This is a genomic window from Haloarcula sp. CBA1131 (genome assembly GCF_008728975.1).
Lineage (GTDB): Archaea > Halobacteriota > Halobacteria > Halobacteriales > Haloarculaceae > Haloarcula > Haloarcula hispanica.
In genome coordinates this window covers 629,296-648,000 of sequence record NZ_RPCY01000001.1, presented here as the reverse complement: position 1 = coordinate 648,000, position 18,705 = coordinate 629,296, and the positions used below count along the sequence as shown (strand labels likewise).

22 protein-coding genes and 2 tRNA genes are annotated in these 18,705 nt (G+C 64.1%); 16 read left to right on the top strand and 8 right to left on the bottom strand.

All coding sequences use genetic code 11. From position 1 onward, the window contains the following. Positions 1–3: 3 nt before the first annotated feature. On the bottom strand, positions 4–1,302 hold the full coding sequence (locus Har1131_RS03335; RefSeq protein ID WP_050037178.1) for an ABC transporter substrate-binding protein: 1,299 nt from the start codon (positions 1,300–1,302) through the stop codon (positions 4–6). Between the two features lie 140 nt (positions 1,303–1,442). Between Har1131_RS03335 and Har1131_RS03330 the strand changes: the two genes are divergently transcribed. Together Har1131_RS03330 and Har1131_RS03325 are read left to right on the top strand one after the other, a co-directional pair. Next, on the top strand, positions 1,443–2,414 hold the full coding sequence (locus Har1131_RS03330) for a proline racemase family protein (RefSeq protein WP_050037179.1): 972 nt from the start codon (positions 1,443–1,445) through the stop codon (positions 2,412–2,414). A 71-nt stretch (positions 2,415–2,485) separates the two neighbouring features. Then, positions 2,486–3,322, top strand: a complete 837-nt coding sequence (locus Har1131_RS03325; protein WP_050037180.1) for a proline dehydrogenase family protein — start codon at positions 2,486–2,488, stop codon at positions 3,320–3,322. Between the two features lies 1 nt (position 3,323). Here the strand turns inward: Har1131_RS03325 and Har1131_RS03320 are convergent, their stop codons facing one another. Further along, positions 3,324–4,040 carry a helix-turn-helix domain-containing protein gene (locus Har1131_RS03320; RefSeq protein ID WP_014041526.1) on the bottom strand — a complete coding sequence of 239 codons (717 nt, stop codon included), beginning with the start codon at positions 4,038–4,040 and terminating at the stop codon, positions 3,324–3,326. A 189-nt stretch (positions 4,041–4,229) separates the two neighbouring features. Between Har1131_RS03320 and Har1131_RS03315 the strand changes: the two genes are divergently transcribed. The 7 genes from Har1131_RS03315 (at position 4,230) to Har1131_RS03290 (ending at position 9,794) form a co-directional block, all read left to right on the top strand. Continuing rightward, positions 4,230–5,753 carry an aldehyde dehydrogenase family protein gene (locus Har1131_RS03315; RefSeq protein WP_050037181.1) on the top strand — a complete coding sequence of 508 codons (1,524 nt, stop codon included), beginning with the start codon at positions 4,230–4,232 and terminating at the stop codon, positions 5,751–5,753. Next, complete coding sequence (locus Har1131_RS22465; protein ID WP_023843444.1) at positions 5,746–5,874, top strand: hypothetical protein; 129 nt, start codon at positions 5,746–5,748, stop codon at positions 5,872–5,874. The genes Har1131_RS03315 and Har1131_RS22465 overlap by 8 nt, the downstream gene beginning before the upstream one ends. A 120-nt stretch (positions 5,875–5,994) precedes the next feature. After that, a complete protein-coding gene (gene eif1A / locus Har1131_RS03310) occupies positions 5,995–6,282 on the top strand; it encodes a translation initiation factor eIF-1A (protein ID WP_004516096.1) in 288 nt (95 codons plus the stop codon). Between the two features lie 41 nt (positions 6,283–6,323). After that, positions 6,324–7,259: a serine/threonine-protein kinase Rio1 gene (gene rio1 / locus Har1131_RS03305; protein ID WP_004590597.1), complete on the top strand. Its 936-nt coding sequence runs from the start codon at positions 6,324–6,326 to the stop codon at positions 7,257–7,259. 273 nt (positions 7,260–7,532) lie between these two features. Further along, positions 7,533–8,582: a nitrogen regulation protein NR(II) gene (locus tag Har1131_RS03300; protein ID WP_151103902.1), complete on the top strand. Its 1,050-nt coding sequence runs from the start codon at positions 7,533–7,535 to the stop codon at positions 8,580–8,582. Positions 8,583–8,677: 95 nt separating this feature from the next. Next, a complete protein-coding gene (locus Har1131_RS03295) occupies positions 8,678–9,226 on the top strand; it encodes a KH domain-containing protein (protein WP_004590591.1) in 549 nt (182 codons plus the stop codon). A 127-nt stretch (positions 9,227–9,353) separates the two neighbouring features. Continuing rightward, positions 9,354–9,794: an acyl-CoA thioesterase gene (locus Har1131_RS03290; protein ID WP_014041531.1), complete on the top strand. Its 441-nt coding sequence runs from the start codon at positions 9,354–9,356 to the stop codon at positions 9,792–9,794. Positions 9,795–9,851: 57 nt separating this feature from the next. On the opposite strand, the gene Har1131_RS03285 is transcribed toward Har1131_RS03290, so the two are convergent. The 5 genes from Har1131_RS03285 to Har1131_RS03265 form a co-directional block, all read right to left on the bottom strand. Beyond that, positions 9,852–10,127 (bottom strand): hypothetical protein, encoded by a 276-nt coding sequence (locus Har1131_RS03285; RefSeq protein WP_014041532.1) that lies wholly within the window; start codon positions 10,125–10,127, stop codon positions 9,852–9,854. Continuing rightward, the gene (locus Har1131_RS03280; RefSeq protein ID WP_023843445.1) at positions 10,124–10,363 is read right to left on the bottom strand and encodes a hypothetical protein; all 240 of its coding nucleotides are present in this window, start codon (positions 10,361–10,363) and stop codon (positions 10,124–10,126) included. The genes Har1131_RS03285 and Har1131_RS03280 overlap by 4 nt, the downstream gene beginning before the upstream one ends. Positions 10,364–10,437: 74 nt before the next feature. After that, positions 10,438–10,677: a hypothetical protein gene (locus tag Har1131_RS03275; protein ID WP_225308072.1), complete on the bottom strand. Its 240-nt coding sequence runs from the start codon at positions 10,675–10,677 to the stop codon at positions 10,438–10,440. 304 nt (positions 10,678–10,981) lie between these two features. Continuing rightward, positions 10,982–11,053, bottom strand: a tRNA-Thr gene (locus Har1131_RS03270). A 67-nt stretch (positions 11,054–11,120) separates the two neighbouring features. Then, positions 11,121–11,777, bottom strand: coding sequence for a hypothetical protein (locus Har1131_RS03265; RefSeq protein ID WP_014041535.1), 657 nt, complete (start codon positions 11,775–11,777; stop codon positions 11,121–11,123). 60 nt (positions 11,778–11,837) lie between these two features. Here Har1131_RS03265 and Har1131_RS03260 point away from each other — a divergent pair, with 60 nt between their 5' ends. Both Har1131_RS03260 and Har1131_RS03255 read left to right on the top strand, forming a co-directional pair. Continuing rightward, positions 11,838–12,512: an enoyl-CoA hydratase/isomerase family protein gene (locus Har1131_RS03260; RefSeq protein ID WP_151145060.1), complete on the top strand. Its 675-nt coding sequence runs from the start codon at positions 11,838–11,840 to the stop codon at positions 12,510–12,512. A gap of 38 nt (positions 12,513–12,550) precedes the next feature. Continuing rightward, positions 12,551–13,321 carry a DUF3105 domain-containing protein gene (locus tag Har1131_RS03255; protein ID WP_050037184.1) on the top strand — a complete coding sequence of 257 codons (771 nt, stop codon included), beginning with the start codon at positions 12,551–12,553 and terminating at the stop codon, positions 13,319–13,321. A gap of 23 nt (positions 13,322–13,344) precedes the next feature. Here Har1131_RS03255 and Har1131_RS03250 read toward each other — a convergent pair whose 3' ends face one another. Beyond that, the gene (locus Har1131_RS03250; RefSeq protein WP_050037185.1) at positions 13,345–14,178 is read right to left on the bottom strand and encodes an NAD+ synthase; all 834 of its coding nucleotides are present in this window, start codon (positions 14,176–14,178) and stop codon (positions 13,345–13,347) included. Positions 14,179–14,452: 274 nt separating this feature from the next. Between Har1131_RS03250 and Har1131_RS03245 the strand changes: the two genes are divergently transcribed. The 5 genes from Har1131_RS03245 to Har1131_RS03225 all read left to right on the top strand — a co-directional run bounded on the left by Har1131_RS03245 (position 14,453) and on the right by Har1131_RS03225 (position 18,463). Further along, a tRNA-Gly gene (locus tag Har1131_RS03245) sits at positions 14,453–14,523 on the top strand. Positions 14,524–15,145: 622 nt separating this feature from the next. Beyond that, positions 15,146–16,153: an AAA family ATPase gene (locus Har1131_RS03240; RefSeq protein ID WP_050007485.1), complete on the top strand. Its 1,008-nt coding sequence runs from the start codon at positions 15,146–15,148 to the stop codon at positions 16,151–16,153. A 195-nt stretch (positions 16,154–16,348) separates the two neighbouring features. After that, the gene (locus Har1131_RS03235) at positions 16,349–16,657 is read left to right on the top strand and encodes a 30S ribosomal protein S24e (RefSeq protein ID WP_004516108.1); all 309 of its coding nucleotides are present in this window, start codon (positions 16,349–16,351) and stop codon (positions 16,655–16,657) included. Next, a complete protein-coding gene (locus tag Har1131_RS03230; protein ID WP_004590578.1) occupies positions 16,658–16,792 on the top strand; it encodes a 30S ribosomal protein S27ae in 135 nt (44 codons plus the stop codon). A gap of 9 nt (positions 16,793–16,801) precedes the next feature. Continuing rightward, positions 16,802–18,463: a bifunctional N(6)-L-threonylcarbamoyladenine synthase/serine/threonine protein kinase gene (locus Har1131_RS03225; protein WP_129755725.1), complete on the top strand. Its 1,662-nt coding sequence runs from the start codon at positions 16,802–16,804 to the stop codon at positions 18,461–18,463. Positions 18,464–18,705: the final 242 nt, after the last annotated feature.

The following is an 18,705-nucleotide window of genomic DNA, read 5'->3' as shown; positions in this document are numbered from 1 at the left end:
GCCTTAGCCCTCGATGAAGCCGCTGGATTCGTACGCGTGGTCCACGACTTCGAACACCTGCAGCAACCCGACGGGATCACCGTTCTCGTCGAGGTCGATCGGGCCGCTCACGCCGGTGTAGTCCACGTCCGATGGCGAGCCACCGTTGGCCAGAATCTCGTGTGCATCCTCATAGGTGGTCGCCTCCTCGCCTTCGGGACGAGTCACGTCACGGACGACCTCCATGAGCGCCGAGCCGGTGAACTCGTCGGCGGCTTCGATAGCGAGTGCGCTGACGACCACCGCGTCGTAGGCGTACGCCGACCACGACGTTGGTTCCTCGCCGAAGCGCTCCTCGAACTCCGAGACGAACGCCTGGTAGTTCTCGGCGTCCTGTGGGACGCTCGGCACCACGGCCTTCATTCCGTCGAGGCTGCCCTCGGGAGCTGATTCGAGGACTTTCGGGCCTTTGACGCTGTCCCCACCGTACCAGGCGGCCTGATCGGTGACGCCCAGGTCGAACGCCTCCTGGGACATCGTTGCGAACTCCGGCTGGTAGGTGATGAACACCCACGCGTCGGCGTCGGTGTTAGCCATCGAGGAGATGGTGCTACTGTAGGAGGACTGGCCCTGGTCGTGGGGTTCGTTGTAGACGATTTCTCCGTCGTAGGCCTCGATAAAGGCCTCGCCGACGGACTGCCCGTAATCGTTGTTGATCCAGGCCAGGGCAGCGGACTCGTTACCGTCTTCATCGAGGAGCGTTGAGATCGCCTCCGCCTGTGCCTTGCCGGCCGGCGGCATCCGGAGCAGGTCCGGGAAGTTCGTCAGGTTCGGGCTGGTGCTGTTCTGGCTGATCTGGACGACATCAGTGTTCTGGACAACGCTCTCGTGGATGGCCGTGCTGACGCCGCTCCCGACAGTACCGATGAGCAGCGGAACTTCTTCCTGATTGACGAGTGTCTGGGCTGCACTGACTCCACCCTGGCTCGTACTCTGGTCGTCCTGCTGTGAGATCGCCAGTTCGCCGCCACCGACGCCGACCGAGTTGACGTCGTCAAGCGCGATTTCCTTGCCGCGCTGATTCCGCTGTCCGAACGCCGATAGTGAGCCGGAGAGGCTGTCGACCATCCCGATGGTGTAGGTTTCGGAGCCTGAGTCCGTCGAGGTGTCCGTCGATTCACCGTCGCCGCCGTCACCACCGTCGCCACCGTCACCTTCGTCGGGAGCACCACCGGAACAGCCGGCGAGGCCGACGAGTCCGGCACTGGCAGCGGCTTTGATTACGCTTCGCCTGTCGATCGAAGACTTGTCATGGTCGTTCATGGTATACTGATATCCTTTTTCGTAAGTCCCTGTATAACCCTGTCACCGTCCATGGTAGGCACCATGTTCTGGACGGCGTACGGAAAGCCGTCAATTAATACTTCTGGAACGCCTTTCCCGCATAGAGTATCGCTACGGCTATGGAACGAACGGAGTTTATCACGGTAGACACGCATACGGGCGGAGAGCCGACGCGCATCGTACTCGACGGCATCGAGGCCGACACACTCGCCGGAGAGACCGTCCGGGAGAGACGCGACCGGTTCGCAGCCACAGCAGACGGCGTCCGAAAACTCCTCATGCAGGAGCCCCGCGGACACGCGGATATGTTCGGGGCGGTCCCGGTGCCCACCGACCGGGCCGACCTCGGGGTCTTCTTCATGGACACTGACGGCTATCTGGACATGTGTGGCCACGGCCTCATCGGGGTCGTGACCGCACTCGTCGAACGGGGCGAACTCCCCGAAACGCGGGAACTGACCGTCGAAACCCCGGCCGGGCTGGTCGACGTGACGGTCGAAATAGCTGACGGCGTCGTCCACCGCGTCGCGTTCGAGAACGTCGACAGTTACGTCTGTGAGACGATTACCGTCGAACAGGACGGCATCCCGGTCGAGGCTCGTATCGTCTATTCCGGGAACTACTTCGCCGTCGTCGACGCTGAGAGCCTGGGCGTCACGCTCGACGGCGAGGATGCCACGCAGTGTATCGAGCCCGCACTGGCACTCCGCCGAGCAGTCAACGACGTCGCACCCGACGACCCAGTCACCGGTTCGTCAGTGACCGTCTCGGCAGTCGAACTCACCGCCGGCGGCGACAGCGACCGGAGCTGTGTGGTGTTCGCCGACGGATCTATCGACCGCTCTCCCTGTGGGACGGGGACGTGTGCGCGGTTGACGCTTCACCACGTCGACGGTGACCTCGCTGTTGGCGAGCGTGTCGAAGTGACCGGCCCGGTGGGGTCGGCGTTCGAGGGGTATATCAGCGAGACAAACGTCGACGACGGTGTCACCGTGACCAGCCCGGTCGTTTCGGGTACAGCGCATATCACGGGCGATCACACGTTTTACCGGGACGACGACGATACGCTCGGCAGTTTCACACTCACTTAATTTCAGGCCATGGAGGAGGACTTTTTTGGTAGGGGGTGCGTTTAGGCTCATATAGTGGCGTAGTTTCGATAATGATTCCGCCGATAGCGAACAACTTCGTCGCCGGGGAGACAGCCCCGGGGGCGCTCGACCACGTCGCTTCGCTCAACGACGACGGCGTCAAGGGCATCCTAAATCTGTTAGGCGAACACTACGACGAGCGCCAGCCCGCCAACGAGGACGCAGACCAGTACATCGAGTTAGTCAAAGAAATCGACAGGAGCGGCCTCGACTGCGCTATCTCGGTCAAGCCCTCGCAGATCGGCCTCGACGTTGGGGACGACGTGTTCGTCGAGAACCTCGAACGGATCGTTGCGGCGGGCGACGACCACGGCGTCTTCGTCTGGGTCGACATGGAGGATTACACGACGACCGATGTGACCCTCGACGCGTACGAACGACTCGTCACGGACCACGAGGGCGGCGTCGGCGTCTGTACACAGGCAAACCTCAAGCGGACGCCCGAGGACCTCGAACGGCTCGCTCCTCTTCCCGGGAAGGTCCGGCTGGTCAAGGGAGCCTACTCCGAGCCCAAAGAGGTCTCTTACAAGAAAAAAGAGCGCGTCAACGAAGCCTACCGCGACTGTCTCGAACTGATGTTCGAGGAGTTCGATGGCGGTATCGGCGTCGGTAGCCACGATCCGGCGATGATAGACTACGCGAAGGACCTCCACGACGAGTACGGCACTGACTACGAAGTGCAGATGCTAATGGGCGTCCGCGACGACGCCCAGCGCGACCTCGCCGCGGAGGGCGTCCCGATGTGGCAGTACATCCCCTACGGCGACAAGTGGTTCTCCTACTTCTACCGGCGCGTCCGTGAACGCAAAGAGAACGCGCTGTTCGCTGTTCGGGCCGTTCTGAGCTAACTTACTGGTCCGGGTCGAGTAGTTTCGCTTCTGCTTTCCGGAGGTGTTCGAGCAGCGTCGTCTTCGAAACGCCGAGTTTCGACGCGAGTTCGCGCGTCGAGATGCCCCGCGGCCACGCGTAGTAGTCCTCCTGTCTGGCGAGTTCGAACGCCTCGCGCTGGCTGTCCGAGAGTCTGTCCATCCGCCGGAGTTGCTGCGGATTGCCGCCGCCGGCGGACGTGATTCGAGTCACTTCGATATCGGCCGACTGTTCCTCGCGGATCTCGTCGAGGAGCGACTCGGCCTCGTCGCGGGAGTCCGGGAAAAACACCGGCCAGTGCTCGCGGCCGTGGCGGACGCGAACCGGGTCGTTGTGGATGAACCCCCGCGAGAGAAGGCTGTCGCTAATGGTGTTGTCCGGGTCGTACTCGACGAACAGCTCGCGGGTCGTGTTCCCCGGCGACGAGGACGTGCCAGTCGCGCCGTGGCGCTCGCGTAACTCCAGCACGGAGTCGGTCAGCGACGAATCACGGGTCGCGTCGATGAGATCCTCGACGTCGTTAATACTGTCTGCGTACGCCGTGAACAGGCCCTTCACGCTGCCGTTCTGGGTGTTGTACACGCCGTGAGCCAACAGGCCAGCCGCGGTCTGATCGGTGACTTCGAGGGTCCAGCAGTCAGGATGCCAGATGCTCAGGGTGAGCTGGAGTCCCCCGTGTTCTGATTGTGCTTCACTCATACTGGGCGCCCTCCGTATGAAGGGGTGCTAAAGACAGTCACGATATGGACGCAGATAAAGGTGCGGTTCATAAGGGGAACACCGACCATGGGAGATAATGCCGGATTGTAGATGATATATCAGGCTACGACCAGCCCCCTGACCATGGACGGTGGAACATATTGGTGGGGGACGCGTACAGTACCTACCATGAGTACAGACGACTCACGGCGACACTACATCGACGGTGAATGGACGACAGGCACCGGCGAGGAAACGTTCACAAGTCAGAACCCGGCTACCGGCGAGGCGCTCGCCTCGTTCCACCGCGGAACCGAGGCCGACGTCGACCGCGCGCTGGCCGCGGCAGAAGACGCCTACGACGAGTGGCGCTCGCTCTCGCACATCGACCGCGCAGAGTACCTCTGGGACATCTACCACGAGCTGCGTGACCGCCACGAGGAACTCGGCGAAATCGTCACCATGGAGTGTGGCAAGGAAATCAGCGAGGGGCTGGCCGACGTGACCGAGTCCTGGCACATGGTCGAGTGGGCCGCCGGCAACGCCCGCCACCCCCACGGCGACGTGGTACCGTCCGAGATCGCCAGCAAGGACGCCTATATGCGGCGCAAGCCGAAGGGGGTCGTCGGCTGTATCACCCCGTGGAACTTCCCGGTCGCAATCCCGTTCTGGCACCTCGCAGTGACGCTGGTCGAGGGCAACACCGTCGTCTGGAAGCCCGCCGAGCAGACCCCGTGGTGTGCCCACATCATCGCCGAGATGTTCGAGGACTCGGGCATCCCGGACGGCGTGTTCAACCTCGTGCAGGGCTACGGCGACGCCGGCAACGCCATCGTCGAGGACGACCGCGTCGAGACGGTCCTCTTTACGGGCAGCGCCGAAGTCGGCCACAAGATCGCCTCCAAGGTCGGCGGCGAACCCGGCAAGATCGCCGCCTGCGAGATGGGCGGAAAGAACGCCGTCATCGTCACGGAGGAAGCCGATCTCGATATCGCCGTCCACTCGGCCGTGATGTCCAGCTTCAAGACGACCGGCCAGCGCTGTGTCTCCTCGGAGCGGCTCATCGTCCACGAGGACCTCTATGACGAATTCAAGGAGCGGTTCGTCGACATCGCCGCGGACATCGCCGTCGGCGACCCGCTGGAGGAAGACACCTTCATGGGGCCGCTCATCGAGCGAGACCAGGTCGAGAAGTTCAAACGCTACAACGACCTCGCTCGCGAGGAGGGCGCGAACGTGCTCGTCGACCGCGCCGACCTCGGTGCCGAAGAGATTCCCGAGGGTCACGAGGAGGGCCACTGGGTCGGCCCGTTCGTCTACGAGATCGACTACGACGAGGACCTGCGCTGTATCAACGAGGAAGTGTTCGGCCCCCACGTCGCGCTGCTTGAGTACTCGGGTGACTTCGATCAGGCGCTGGAGATGCACAACAGCGTCGACTACGGCCTCGCCGGTGCCATCATCTCCGAGGACTACCGCCAGATCAACCAGTTCCGCGACGAAGCCGAAATCGGCCTCGCCTACGGCAACCTCCCGTGTATCGGCGCGGAGGTCCACCTGCCATTCGGCGGCGTCAAGAAGTCCGGCAACGGCCTCCCGAGCGGCCGCGAGGTCATCGAGGCCGTCACCGAGCGCACCGCCTGGACGCTGAACAACTCCAAGGACATCGAGATGGCACAGGGGCTGTCGGCGGACATCATCACCGATGAGTAAGTCCGTCCAGCCGCCGGAGATCGGCTCCATCTGCCCGCGCTGTCGCGGGGAGACGACGACGGCGAAAGGCATCGAAACCTGTACCGACTGCTCGTGGGTCGGCTGTCTCGGCGCTGACTGACGCGACGACATCGCTTTTCTACGGCCCCAGCGTCTGTCCCACACCGTCACGGGGGCCACGGACCGGGTTCTCGGTCCAACTTTTCCAAACCTTAAACCTCTCCCCGTCGAAGTACCGTCTATGAGCGACAACGACAGCAGAAAGAACCTGCGGATGCCGGAAGAAGACGAGGTGTTCGCCGTCGTCATGGACATGCTTGGCGCGAACCGCGTCAAGGTACGCTGTATGGACGGCGTCGAGCGCACAGCCCGGATTCCGGGCAAGATGCAAAAGCGGATCTGGATACGCGAAGACGACGTGGTCCTCGTCGAACCCTGGGACTGGCAAGACGAGAAAGCCGACATCACATGGCGCTATGAGAAACAGGACGCCGACCAGCTTCGCGAGGAGGGGCACATCCAGGAGTAGCCTGACATGTATCTGGCTGCGGGCTCGACGGAGGCAAAAGCGTGACCGAGGGGCAGTTCGGCCTGCTCGATACGGACGACGTCGACTCACCGGGTGACGAATGGGAAGAGGTCGACGTCTCCGACACGGAAGCCGACCGCATCGCCCGCAAGCGGGACCGCGAGTTCAGCGAGTTCCGCGAGCGCATCAAGGACGCCGACCAGTTCAAGGTCGAGGCCAGCGTCTTCGACGACGCCACCTACGGCGCGCTGTACAAGCTCGTGCAGGACGGCCACATCGACGCCTTCGGCGGGCCGATTTCGACCGGCAAGGAAGCCAACGTCTACACGGCGCTGTCGGGCGAGACAGAGGTCGCCGTCAAGGTCTACCGCATCAACGCCTCCGATTTCAAGGACATGCGGAGCTATCTCGACGGCGACCCCCGGTTCGAGGGCATCGGCTCGGACAAGAAGAAGGTCGTTACCGCGTGGGTCCGCAAGGAGTCCTCGAACCTCAAGCGCGCCCGCCGGGCCGGCGTCCGGACGCCGGAGCCCATCGCCGTCGAGCGGAACGTCCTCGTGATGGAGTACCTCGGGACCGAAGAGGGCCGCAGCAAACGTCTCAGCGAGGTCCACATCGAGAACCCCGAGACGGCCTACGAGGTTGTCAAGGAGTACACCCGCCGGCTGTACGACGCCGGCCTCGTCCACGGCGACCTCTCGGAGTACAACATCGTCTTCCACGAGGGCCAACTGTACATCATCGATCTCGGGCAGGCGGTGACCATCCACCACCCCAACGCCGACGATTTCCTCGAACGGGACTGCCGCAACGTCGCGAACTTCTTCGCCAGACAGGGCGTCGACGCCACGCCCGAGGACCTGCTCGCGTACGTCCGGGAGTACGCGACACCGAAGGACAAGGACGACACCGCCCCGGGGAGCGACGACGACGCCGTCCCGCAGGGGACGCCAGCCGACCGTCGTGACGACGAGTAACCACCAGCGTTCTGTTCGCGTGATGTGTTTTGGGGTGGAATCTTGTCGCAGCGGCGATATGTGAATTGTAGCCATTATCACCCATGGCACTGAGTTCCGGCAGACAAACCGCAGCACACCGCCGTTGTTACCCGCTTCCTCACAACCCGGTTTGACTGTGAAAACCACAGTGCGTAAAATGTTAGAGGTCGTATATATACACATGGATGACCTGTCACAGTGCTACCCATGCTGTGTGAGCCGGCGCTGGCCTGTCCCGAGTAGGTGCGGCTGATGGACACCACCCCATCAGACAGCAGTTCGGATCAGCAGACCGCGAACAGCGACGCCTCGGTGTCTGAGCGCCTCATCGAGGGACTGTCCTCGCATGCGGTGTTCATGCTCGATGCCGGAGGCACCATCACGACCTGGCCCGACCCGGCAGCGACGCTGTACGGCTACGACCGGGACGCGACGGTCGGCCGCCACTTGGACATGCTGTTTGCCGATCCCGAGGAGATGGAGACGACCGTCGAGTCACTGCTGGTGGAGGCGACAGACAGCCCCGTCGAGACACAGCACTGGCACCGGCAGGCTGACGGCTCGGTGTTCTGGGCCACCCTCTCGCTCTCGCCGCTCGGGGACGGGGACCCCGAGGGGTTCGTCGCAGTCAGCCAGGACACGACCGAGAAACACCAGTACGACAAGATGCTCGAACGCCAGAACGACCGGCTCAAGGAGTTCACGGATATCCTCGCCCACGACCTGCGGAGCCCACTCAGTGTCATCTCCTCACGAGTGCATCTGGCCCGCGAAACCGGTGACGAGGAACACCTCGACGCGCTCGAGGAGACGAGCGACAGGATGGCCCGCCTCGTCGACGATCTGCTCTCGGTCGCCAAGCAGGGCAACGTCGTCACCGACCCGGAAACGACGAACGTCAAGGGCGTCGTCGACACCGCCTGGGAAGGGGGCGGCGGAACCACCGAACGAGCCACGCTCCACTACGACCACGTCGGCTCGGTGAGCGCCGACGCCGACCGCCTCATCGAACTGTTCGAGAACCTCTTTCAGAACAGCATCCGACACGGCGACGGAGCCGTTATCGTCCGCGTCGGCCCGCTGGACCACGGCTTCTACGTCGAGGACGACGGCCCCGGCATCCCGGCAGACATCAAAGACGACGTGTTCGACCACGGCTTCACGACTGCCGAAGACGGCAGCGGCTACGGCCTCTCGATTGTCCGGACCATCGCGGGCGCACACGGTTGGGATATCCTCGTCACCGACAGCAACACGGGCGGCGCGCGGTTCGAAATTACCGGCGTCGAGTTCCTGGACTGAAATGGCTTCTGCCGGCGGACGGGCGCCCGGCATCTTACAGTCACGCGACTGCCGAAGTTTTAAACAGGCAGACCCTCCTACAGAGAGGTATACTTATGCAACACGTGAAGATTCCGCAGGACCGTATCGGTGTGTTGATCGGCGAGGGAGGTGAGACCATGCGCGAGATCGAGGAGCGCGCAGAGGTCCGGCTGGATATCGATTCCGAGGACGGCACGGTGAAAGTCGAGTCCGTCGGCGACCCCGTGACGGCGCTGAAAGGCCCCGACATCGTGAAGGCCATCGGCCGCGGGTTCGCGCCCGACGACGCGCTGGCGCTGCTTGAGGACGACATGATGATGTTCGAACTCATCGATATCGAGGCCGCCTCCCGCAACAAGAACGACTTCCGCCGCCAGAAGGGCCGCCTCATCGGTGAGGGCGGCCGGACGCGGGAACTCATGCAGGAACTTTCCGGCGCGGCCGTCGTCATCTACGGCTCGACGCTGGGCATCATCGGCGGCCCGGAGCAGGTCGACGCCGTCCGGGAGGCTGCCGAGATGATTCTGGACGGTGCACCGCATGGCTCCGTCTACTCGTTCCTCGAACGCAAGCACAACGAGATGAAACACAAAGGCCTCGAATACCACCAGTTCACCGGATAAGTCCGGCACCGGAGCTGTTTGTCTGGCGGTTGCGAGCCACGGCACCAGTATGAATGCACGCCGTCACTGCTGAATCCCGTCAGCCGCGCACCACACCGTTTTCCCGGGACACGCTCTACGAGACGGTATGCCGACTATCGCCGATACGCACATCGTCAACCGTGAGCGCGTCCAGCCGACCCACGCTAACAACTACAACAGTGCCCACGGGGGCATCGTGATGAAGTGGATGGACGAAATCGGGGCGATGTCGGCCATGCGGGCCGCCAGAGAGTCCTGCGTGACCGCGCAGATGTCTCGCGTCGACTTCGAGCGCCCGATACCCATCGGTGACACCGCACTCATCGAGTCATACGCCTACGCGACGGGCCGAACCAGCGTCCGGGTTCGCATCGAAGTCGCCCGCGAGGACCCCCACACGGGCGAAACGGAGGAGACGACGAGCGCCTACGCCACCTTCGTCGCCGTCGACGACGGCACGCCCACGCCTGTGCCCGAACTGACGGCCGAAAGCGAGGCATGCAAGCGACTACGGGAAACGGCGCTCGCAGAAGAACCGCAGCGGTAGCCGACAGGAACTGCCACTAGAGGGCGGTGTTAGCGGGATGGCTTCCGTGCGCCAGGCTCAATGTGACGGGCTCCGCGGCGTGTCGAAGTAATTGAGCATATCCAGCACCGCGCCCAGTATGAAGCTGATAACGGCGATGACCAGAACGAGCCCCGTAAGCAGTGTCGAAATCGGGGGGGTCAGCATGAACTGGAACGCGGCGATGAAGACGCAGGTGACCATCCCAACGACCAGCAGGAACGAGCCTGCGCTGGGGTCCTCACCGGTGAGAAACTCGAGCCCGGCGAGGAAGCCGGATGTCTGTGGCGAGTCCTCGGTGACATCTTCAGTCATTGCTCGGCCTCGGGCTGTGCCGTTTCCGCGGCCCGTTGAATGATCTGCACGAGGTGTGACACCCAGAGCCCGCCGGTGAATCCGAACAGCGCGGAGACGACGACGGCCTTCGTGAGGGGGCCAAGCGGGGCGGCCGCCGCTAGCAGGCAGAGTCCTCCGAAGAGGAGCATCAGTCCGTACTGGATTCGGGTGTCAAGGTCAAGGCGTGTGATGGTCTGGGCGAGGGTTGAGCGCATGTGTCGATGGTGGTGGCTGGTCGGACGGCTGGTTGTAACTCGATACCACGGCGGAATCCGGCGTCAGTTCCTGTTCAGTCAGCGCCCTCTCGGAGAAGCCGTTTGATTTCGCCGAGTCTGAGATACGCGGCGAGTCCGAGGATGGTCGCAGGCCAGAGACCGATGAACTGACCCCGCTGTTTGTCGCCGCGGACGTAGTAGAAGTACAGCGCCAGGGCAACGGACGCGACGGACGCCAGCGCGGCGGGCCCCATGGCGCGGCCGTTCTCGGCTTGCGATACCGCCTCTGCCGTCTCGTCGTGTGTGGTACCCACATGCAATGTTGGGCCTACAGCGGTATATCCCTTTGCAAGCAGTCAGCAGAACTGAAGGTTTCGGGATTCCACGCTTCGGTACAATTTCGGGCTTGCAACTGCCACTATTGCCTCACCTGATCACGGAGTCCGTCGCTCTGGACAGTTAATTCGTTGTAGAAAGCCTCTGCCGGAATGTGAACCGGAGCAGGACGGTCGCCCTCACGCTGGTCGGCGCTGCGACTGGCAGGGATTCAAATTCCGGATCCGGCGTTTCACGCGCTCCGGACCCATCGCTGGCGCTCTGGGTCAGTCGCTTGGAAAAAGCCTAGGCCGGAATTTGAATCCGGGGTCTCGTCCTTACCAAGGACGCGCTTTACCGCTAAGCTACCCAGGCACGCATCAATGTGTATCCGGCAATTGTCTAAAGTCGTTTCGATTCAGGGCCGGTGTGTCGATTAGTATCAGTGGTCGGCGGCGGCCTCGGTCCCGTCGCCGGATGGCTGTTCGGCCCCCGCGCGGGCCCGGAGCGCGTCGGCAACCTCCTCACCGAGCAATTTGGCGTTCGACGGGAGGCCGTCAACGGCCAGTTCAGTCGCGTACTCGCGGAGCGTCGGTGTGGGTCGGATGCCGGCGGCGGTGACGCCGGCGACCACGGCGAGTTCCAGAATGTCAGTTTCGAGCGCGGCGTCGAGACTGTCGTCGTTGGTCGTCTGACGGACTGTCTGGTCGTGGCCGAACGAACGGACGACGGAGACGGCGGCGTCGGCGGCCTCGGTCCTGGCGAGCAGGTAGAAGCCACGCGAGACGAGGATGTCCGCGATGAGGATATCCAGGTCGGCCGCGTCGCGGTCGCCGTTGACCCAAGGGTCGTCGTGGGCCAGTTGGCGAGTGAGCGAAAGTCCCTCGTAGATGAGTTGAACGCCGGCGGCTCGGTCGGCGACGCCGTCGGCCAGGTCGACCGGTGGGTCGCTGGTTGCGCCCGCGCTGACGAGCGCCAGGACGCCGGGCGCAAGCGACGCGTCGTCCAGGCGAGCGGCGATCCGCTCGTGAAGCCGGTCAGGCTCGACATCGTCGACTGCCGCCAACGCCGCTCGGCGAACTGCCGCCACTTCCTCCATTATGAGGGTCTAGCGACGGGAAGGGCAAAGACCTTTGGAAACCGCAGAGTCACAGCAGCCATGGTACAGACCACGAACGGCGATGGTATCCGGACCCTGACGCTTGACCGGCCCGACCAGCGCAATGCGCTCACCAGTGCGGCGCTACGTGACCTCGAAGCAGCCGTCGAGTCAGCGACCGAACCAGTGCTGTATCTCCACGGCGCTGGCGAGGCGTTCTGCGCCGGCGCGGACCTCGACGAGGTCAAGGCCCTCGATGCAGAGAGCGCCGAAGCGTTCGCGGCGCTGGGCCAGCGAGTCGCCCAGACACTCGAATCCTACGAGGGGGCCGTCGTCGCCGGTATCGACGGCGCAGCACGGGGCGGCGGCGTCGAACTGGCGCTGGCCTGCGATATCCGGGTGGCGACGCCCGGCGCAACGCTGGCCGAAACCGGGGTCAAACTCGGCCTGTTCGGAGCCTGGGGCGGGACGGCGCGGCTCCCCGACATCGTCGGGACCGGCGACGCGCTCGACATCGCACTCTCCGGCCGAACGCTTGACGCCGAGACGGCGCTGCAGATGGGGCTGGTCTCACGGGTGACTGCGGAGCCTCGGGCTGTCGCTGAAGAGATAGCAGCCGTCGACGCGGACGCGCTTCGAGTGCTGAAAGCACGGATGCGAGACGATGCAGACAGGGAAACACAGGAGCGCCGCGAGCAGCAGGCCTTCGCCGACCTCAACGCGAAGACTGAGTAGGAAAGGGTACAAGACGACGCCTCGCATACGGACCGCCAATGGTCGACTGTGAGTACTGCGGGGAATCGTTCGACGGCGACGACGCCTACCTTGACCATCTCGCCGACGCCCACGACGGCGAACTGGGCGCGATTGATCGACGGCGCGTCGAAGAGCATACCGGTGGCGAAGAGGGGAACGCCCTCCCGGTCGGGCCGATTGTTATCGGCGTCGTCGTCGTGCTCGCTATCGGACTCACAGTGTACGCGACCCAGCTGAGTGGTGGCGACGGCGGCAGCGACGCGGACCTCGTCGGGACGGCGGGCGCACAGCCGCTGTCGGCAGTCGAGGCCTCCGGGGTCGAAGCGTCGTCACTGGACGACACCGGCGACAGCGACCGACTGGCCGGCGTCAAGCAGTTCCCGGACAGAGGGACCACCCACGTCGAAGAAGGCAGTGCTATCGACTACCAGCGGGTCCCGCCACTCTCCGGGACGCACTACGCTTCGACAGTCGATGCAGGCTTCTACGAGGCGACGCCGCTGCTCGGTTCGCTCGTCCACACGCTCGAACACGGCGCGGTCATCGTCTACTACGACCCCGATGCAATTTCCCCAGAAGCCAGAGAGAGCCTTCGGGAGTTCTCCAGCACCCACACCGGCACCTGGCGGAGCGTCGTCGCCGTCCCGAACCCCAACGATGACCCGCGGGCGACCTACGTCGTGACGGCGTGGCGGCACGAGCTAACGCTGGACAGCTACGACGCCGACACCGTCCACGCGTTCCTCTCGGAGTATCTGGGCCGCGGGCCGGAGAACCCGGTCCGCTGACGGCTAACTCGAAGGAACAGGCCTCAGTACAGCGGGTCCGCACCCGGCGGCATCGCTCGCTTGTGGGCGCTCGATTCGTACATTTCTCGGACAGTCTCGACAACATCCAGCGGGACACCGAGCCGGTCGGCCGTCGCAGCCGCCGGGACGCCGCCGTCGATATGCAGGGCGAGGATAGAGTCGAGCGTGTCGTAGTCCATCCCCATCTCGTCGGCGTCGGTCTGGCCGGCCCACATCTCGGCGCTGGCGGTCTTTTCCGCGAGGTCGTCGGGGACGCCGACGTGTTTCGCCAGCTGTCGGACCTGCTGTTTGTACAGCGCCGCGATGGGATGGCAGTCGACCGCGCCGTCGCCGTACTTCGTGTAGTAGCCGACCAGTGCTTCGCTCCGGTTCCCGGTGCCTAGGACCAGCGCCTGCTCGTGGTTGCCGACGAGATAGTTCAGCACCGCCCGACAGCGAACCCGGAGATTGCCGACGGCGAGCTGGTCGCCCTCGGCGTCGGGATAGGCGTCGAGGAATGCGTCGACCAGCGGGTTGATTTCGATAACGTCGTACTCGATGCCGAGCAGGTCGTTGGCCACGCGCTCGGCGTCACTCATGTTGTCCGCGCGGTTGACCTCGCTGGGCATCACGAGGCCGTGGACAGCGTCGCGGCCAAGCGCCTCGACAGCCAGGTGTGAGACGAGTGTGCTGTCGATGCCGCCAGAGAGCCCCAGCACCACGGTGTCGACACCGGCAGCGTCGACCTGGTCCTCGATGAACGACGTGATATGGTCGCGGTGGGCGTCCAGTTCAGCCTCGGAGAACGTCAGGTCGATCGGGTCGTTGGCCCGTACGACGGAGTCCGCTGTTGCCATATCTACTAGTTGGCCGGGCGGAACTAATACCCATCCATCGGCGCGATATTTTCGGACGACCGTCCAGTCGAAACGCTACGTTCAAGTGCGGTCGCTGTTGACAGTTCGATACGGGGTTCGCAGGTCCGACCGACCTGCAGTCTACCGAAGTGCGCCGGTGGTGAGCAAATCCGACGGATTTGCGAGCCTCGGCGCGCGAGTGACCGTAGTGAACGATGCGCGCCGGTGTAATGCGGTTCCAAGGGAACCGCAATGCTCGGCGCGAGTGCAACGAGCGCCGGTGGTCCAGTGGTAGGACATTGCCTTCCCAAGGCAATAGCCCGGGTTCAATTCCCGGCCGGCGCATTTTGCTGCGAGCAAGTCGCGAGCAGCAAATGCAGTCCACGGGAATTGAATCACGCGAGGCGAACGGAGTGAGTCTCGCAATCGGGTTCAATTCCCGGCCGGCGCACTCCCTGCGGTCGTTTGCCGCCCGATGTTCGCGAACGCGTCGCGTTCGCTCACTCCCGGCCGGCGGGTTTTGCTGCGAACAACCAGCAGGAGCGGCAGCTGGAAACGCACACATAGCCGGTATACGACTTCAGCTCCGCCGGTCGTAGCGGCATGGTTCTAGGTACGTAGAATGAATGGTTATATGAGAATAACATGTAATATGTTAACGTATGCCTCGACCAGCCACTCGGCCCCACAATCCCCTACTGGAATGTAAGCAATGCCATGAGCCGGTGATAAAAACAGCCGACGCGGAGTTCGAGTGCGTGGAATGTGGATGGCAGCCAGTCGCGGACAGTCTGCTCTCGTAAGCGAGGGCCGGGGACCACCGGTGCCGGTGTGTCGGTCGCTATTGGGTTGCGGTCGTGAGCGGCGTCACTGAACGCGCCGCGATTGCACCATTGGTACCAGCGGATAGCGTGAGCCCGCGGACCGCGGGATACTTGTCGGGGCCGGGCATACCCAGTGCCAACAGATGGACGCGCCGCTGTGGACGGAGACACACGCCCCGGAGTTGTCGGATATCCGCCAGCCGAAGGCCCGCGAACACCTGCAAGGAGCCATCGAGGAGCCGATGAACCTCCTAGTCCACGGGCCGAAAGGGAGCGGGAAGACGGCCGCTGTCCGAGCCTTTGCCCGGGAGGTCCACGAGAACCCCGACGCGGACTTCACGGAACTCAACATGGCGGACGTGTTCGACATGACGAAAAAGGAGGTCTCGAACGACCCGCGGTTCGCGTCGTTCATCGACAGCAAGCGCCGCCGCGAATCCTCGAAGGCCGACCTCATCAACCACGTCCTCAAGGAGTCCGCCAGCTACTCGCCGGTGTCGGGCAGCTACAAAACCATCCTGCTCGACAACGCTGAGGGGATGCGCGAGGACTTCCAGCAGGCGCTCCGTCGGGTGATGGAGCAGTACTACGAGGCGACGCAGTTCGTCATCGCGACGCGCCAGCCCTCGGCCGTTATCCCGCCGATCCGCTCGCGGTGTTTCCCGGTCGTGATGCGCGAACCGACTCACGAGGAGACGGCGTCCGTGCTGGAGGACATCGTCACCGCGGAGGGCGTCGACCACGACGACGACGGCATCGAGTACGTCGCCGGCTACGCTGAGGGGGACCTCCGAACAGCAGTGCTGGCCGCCCAGACGACCGCCGAAGCCGAAGGCGAGGTGACGATGGACGCCGCCTTCGAGACGCTGAACGCCGTCGAAGCCGACGACCAGGTCGAGCAGATGATCGACGCGGCCGAAGACGGGCGCTTTACCGACGCGCGGTCGACGCTCGACGACCTGCTCGTCGACGAGGGGTATGGCGCGTCCGACATCCTCGACGACATACTGGCGGTGGCCCGGTCACGCTACTCCGGCGATCGACTGGCCGAAATTCACACCATGGCCGGGGAGACGGATATGGCGCTCGTGGACGCGGCCAACGAGCGAATCCATCTCTCACACCTCCTCGCACAGCTGGGCGAGCGGTAGGGAACAGCTGCCGGCCGATAATGCTCTGGGGCGCTGTACGGGACACAGCCGGCCGCTACTGTACGTTCCCGCGCCTCTTGCCGAACCGCGATACGGCGCGGTGACATGGAATCGCGGACGCTCAGCCGCCGAGGCGGCGTCAACCGCTTCGAAATCCTTTTACGCGCTTCGGCGGGTAGATACGGACAACGAACCATGGATATCGACATCATCGAAGAAGACGAGAATCCCATGTTGCACCGCACGGACGTCCGGTTCGAGGTCGTCCACGACGAAGCCACCCCCTCCCGTCTCTCTGTCCGCGACTCTCTTGCGGCCACGCTGAACAAGGATGCCGAAGAAGTCGTCATCCACAAGCTCGACACCAAGTTCGGCATGCGGAAGACGGTCGGCTACGCGAAGGTCTACGACAACCCCGAGTACGCTCGCGACGTCGAGCAGGACCACATGCTCGAACGCAACAAGATCGTCGCCGACGGCGAAGAGGAAGCGGAGGAAGCATAGATGCCACACAACGAGTACTACAGCGACGACGGCGAACTCGACCGCGAGACCTGTCCCCGGTGCGGTGACACCGTCCTCGCCGAGCACGAGGACCGCCAGCACTGCGGCAAGTGCGGCTACACCGAGTGGAAGTAAGGCCGCCCGATGCGTATTCTGGGTATCGAAGGTACCGCCTGGGCAGCCAGTGCTTCGGTGTTCGAGACGCCGGACCCAGCGCAGGTAACTGACGACGACCACGTTTTCATCGAGACGGACGCATACGCGCCAGACAGCGGCGGCATCCACCCGCGCGAGGCCGCCGAGCATATGGGCGAAGCCATCCCGACCGTCGTCGAGACGGCCATCGAGCACGCACACGAGCGGGCGGCCGCTGGCGGTACGAACGGGGACGGAGACGACAGCGCGCCGATTGACGCCGTCGCCTTCGCTCGTGGCCCGGGACTCGGCCCCTGTCTTCGCATCGTCGCCACAGCCGCTCGGGCGGTCGCCCAACGGTTCGACGTGCCGCTGGTCAGCGTGAACCACATGGTCGCCCACCTCGAAGTGGGCCGCCATCGCTCGGGCTTCGATTCGCCGGTGTGTCTGAACGCCTCCGGCGCGAACGCCCACATCCTGGGCTACCGCAACGGCCGGTACCGCGTGCTGGGCGAGACGATGGACACCGGCGTCGGTAACGCTATCGACAAGTTCACCCGCCACATCGGCTGGTCCCATCCCGGCGGACCGAAGGTCGAACAGCACGCCCGCGACGGCGAGTACCACGAACTGCCCTACGTCGTCAAGGGGATGGACTTCTCGTTCTCGGGCATCATGAGCGCCGCCAAGCAGGCCGTCGACGACGGCGTTCCGGTCGACGATGTCTGCCGCGGGATGGAGGAGACCATCTTCGCGATGCTGACGGAAGTCTCCGAGCGGGCGCTGTCGCTGACCGGCGCTGACGAGCTGGTGCTTGGCGGCGGCGTCGGCCAGAACGACCGTCTCCAGCGGATGCTCGGCGAGATGTGCGAGCAACGCGGCGCAACGTTTTACGCCCCCGAAAATCGCTTCCTGCGGGACAACGCGGGGATGATAGCCATACTCGGCGCGAAGATGTACGCGGCCGGCGACACCATCGCTATCGAAGACTCACAGATTGACTCGAACTTCCGGCCCGACGAGGTGGCCGTCACCTGGCGCGGGACCGAAGAGTCGGTGGACAGCTATCGGGCGGCGGACGACGAAGTCCAGGGCGCGGAGGCGACCGTCCGCTTCGACGGTGATCGCGTCATCAAGGAGCGCGTGCCCCGCAGCTACCGCCATCCGACGCTCGACGAGCGCCTGCGAATCGAACGCACCAGACAGGAGGCCCGACTCACCAGCGAAGCCCGGCGCAACGGCGTCCCGACGCCGCTTGTCCGTGACGTGGACCCGCAGGAATCTCGTATCGTTTTCCAGCGCGTGGGCGATGCTGACCTGCGCGAGGGGCTGTCCGAGTCACGCGTTACAGACGTGGGCCGATGGCTCGCTCGCATCCACGACGCCGGCTTCGTCCACGGAGACCCGACGACGCGAAACGTCCGGGTCGGTGGTCGTGACGAACAGGCGGACCAGACGTTCCTGATCGACTTCGGCCTCGGCTACTACACGCAGGAGGCCGAGGACCACGCGATGGACCTCCACGTCCTCGCCCAGTCGCTCGCCGGGACCGCGGACGATCCCGAGACGCTGCTGTCGGCTGCCGAGGACGCCTACCGGACCGAGAGCGACCACGCCGACACGGTGTTCGCCAGCCTCGACGACATCGAGGGTCGGGGCCGGTATCAGTAGGATAGGAACCAAGGGCGGTGCTGAGTTGCGGTCGGCGGAGCAAGCATACCGCGGCCTTCGGCCGCGGTTTCACGCGAATCGCTCCGCGATTCGCGCCTTTTTCGCCCACGTTCACAAGAGCGAAGCTCTTGTGCAGCCCATCAGAAGTCTCCGACTTCTGAGGACGTTTTTGGACCGGGGTTGAGCGCTCGCCGGGAGCGAGCGCGATGCCCCCGTCGAAAAAGGTGGTGGACAAATGGTTT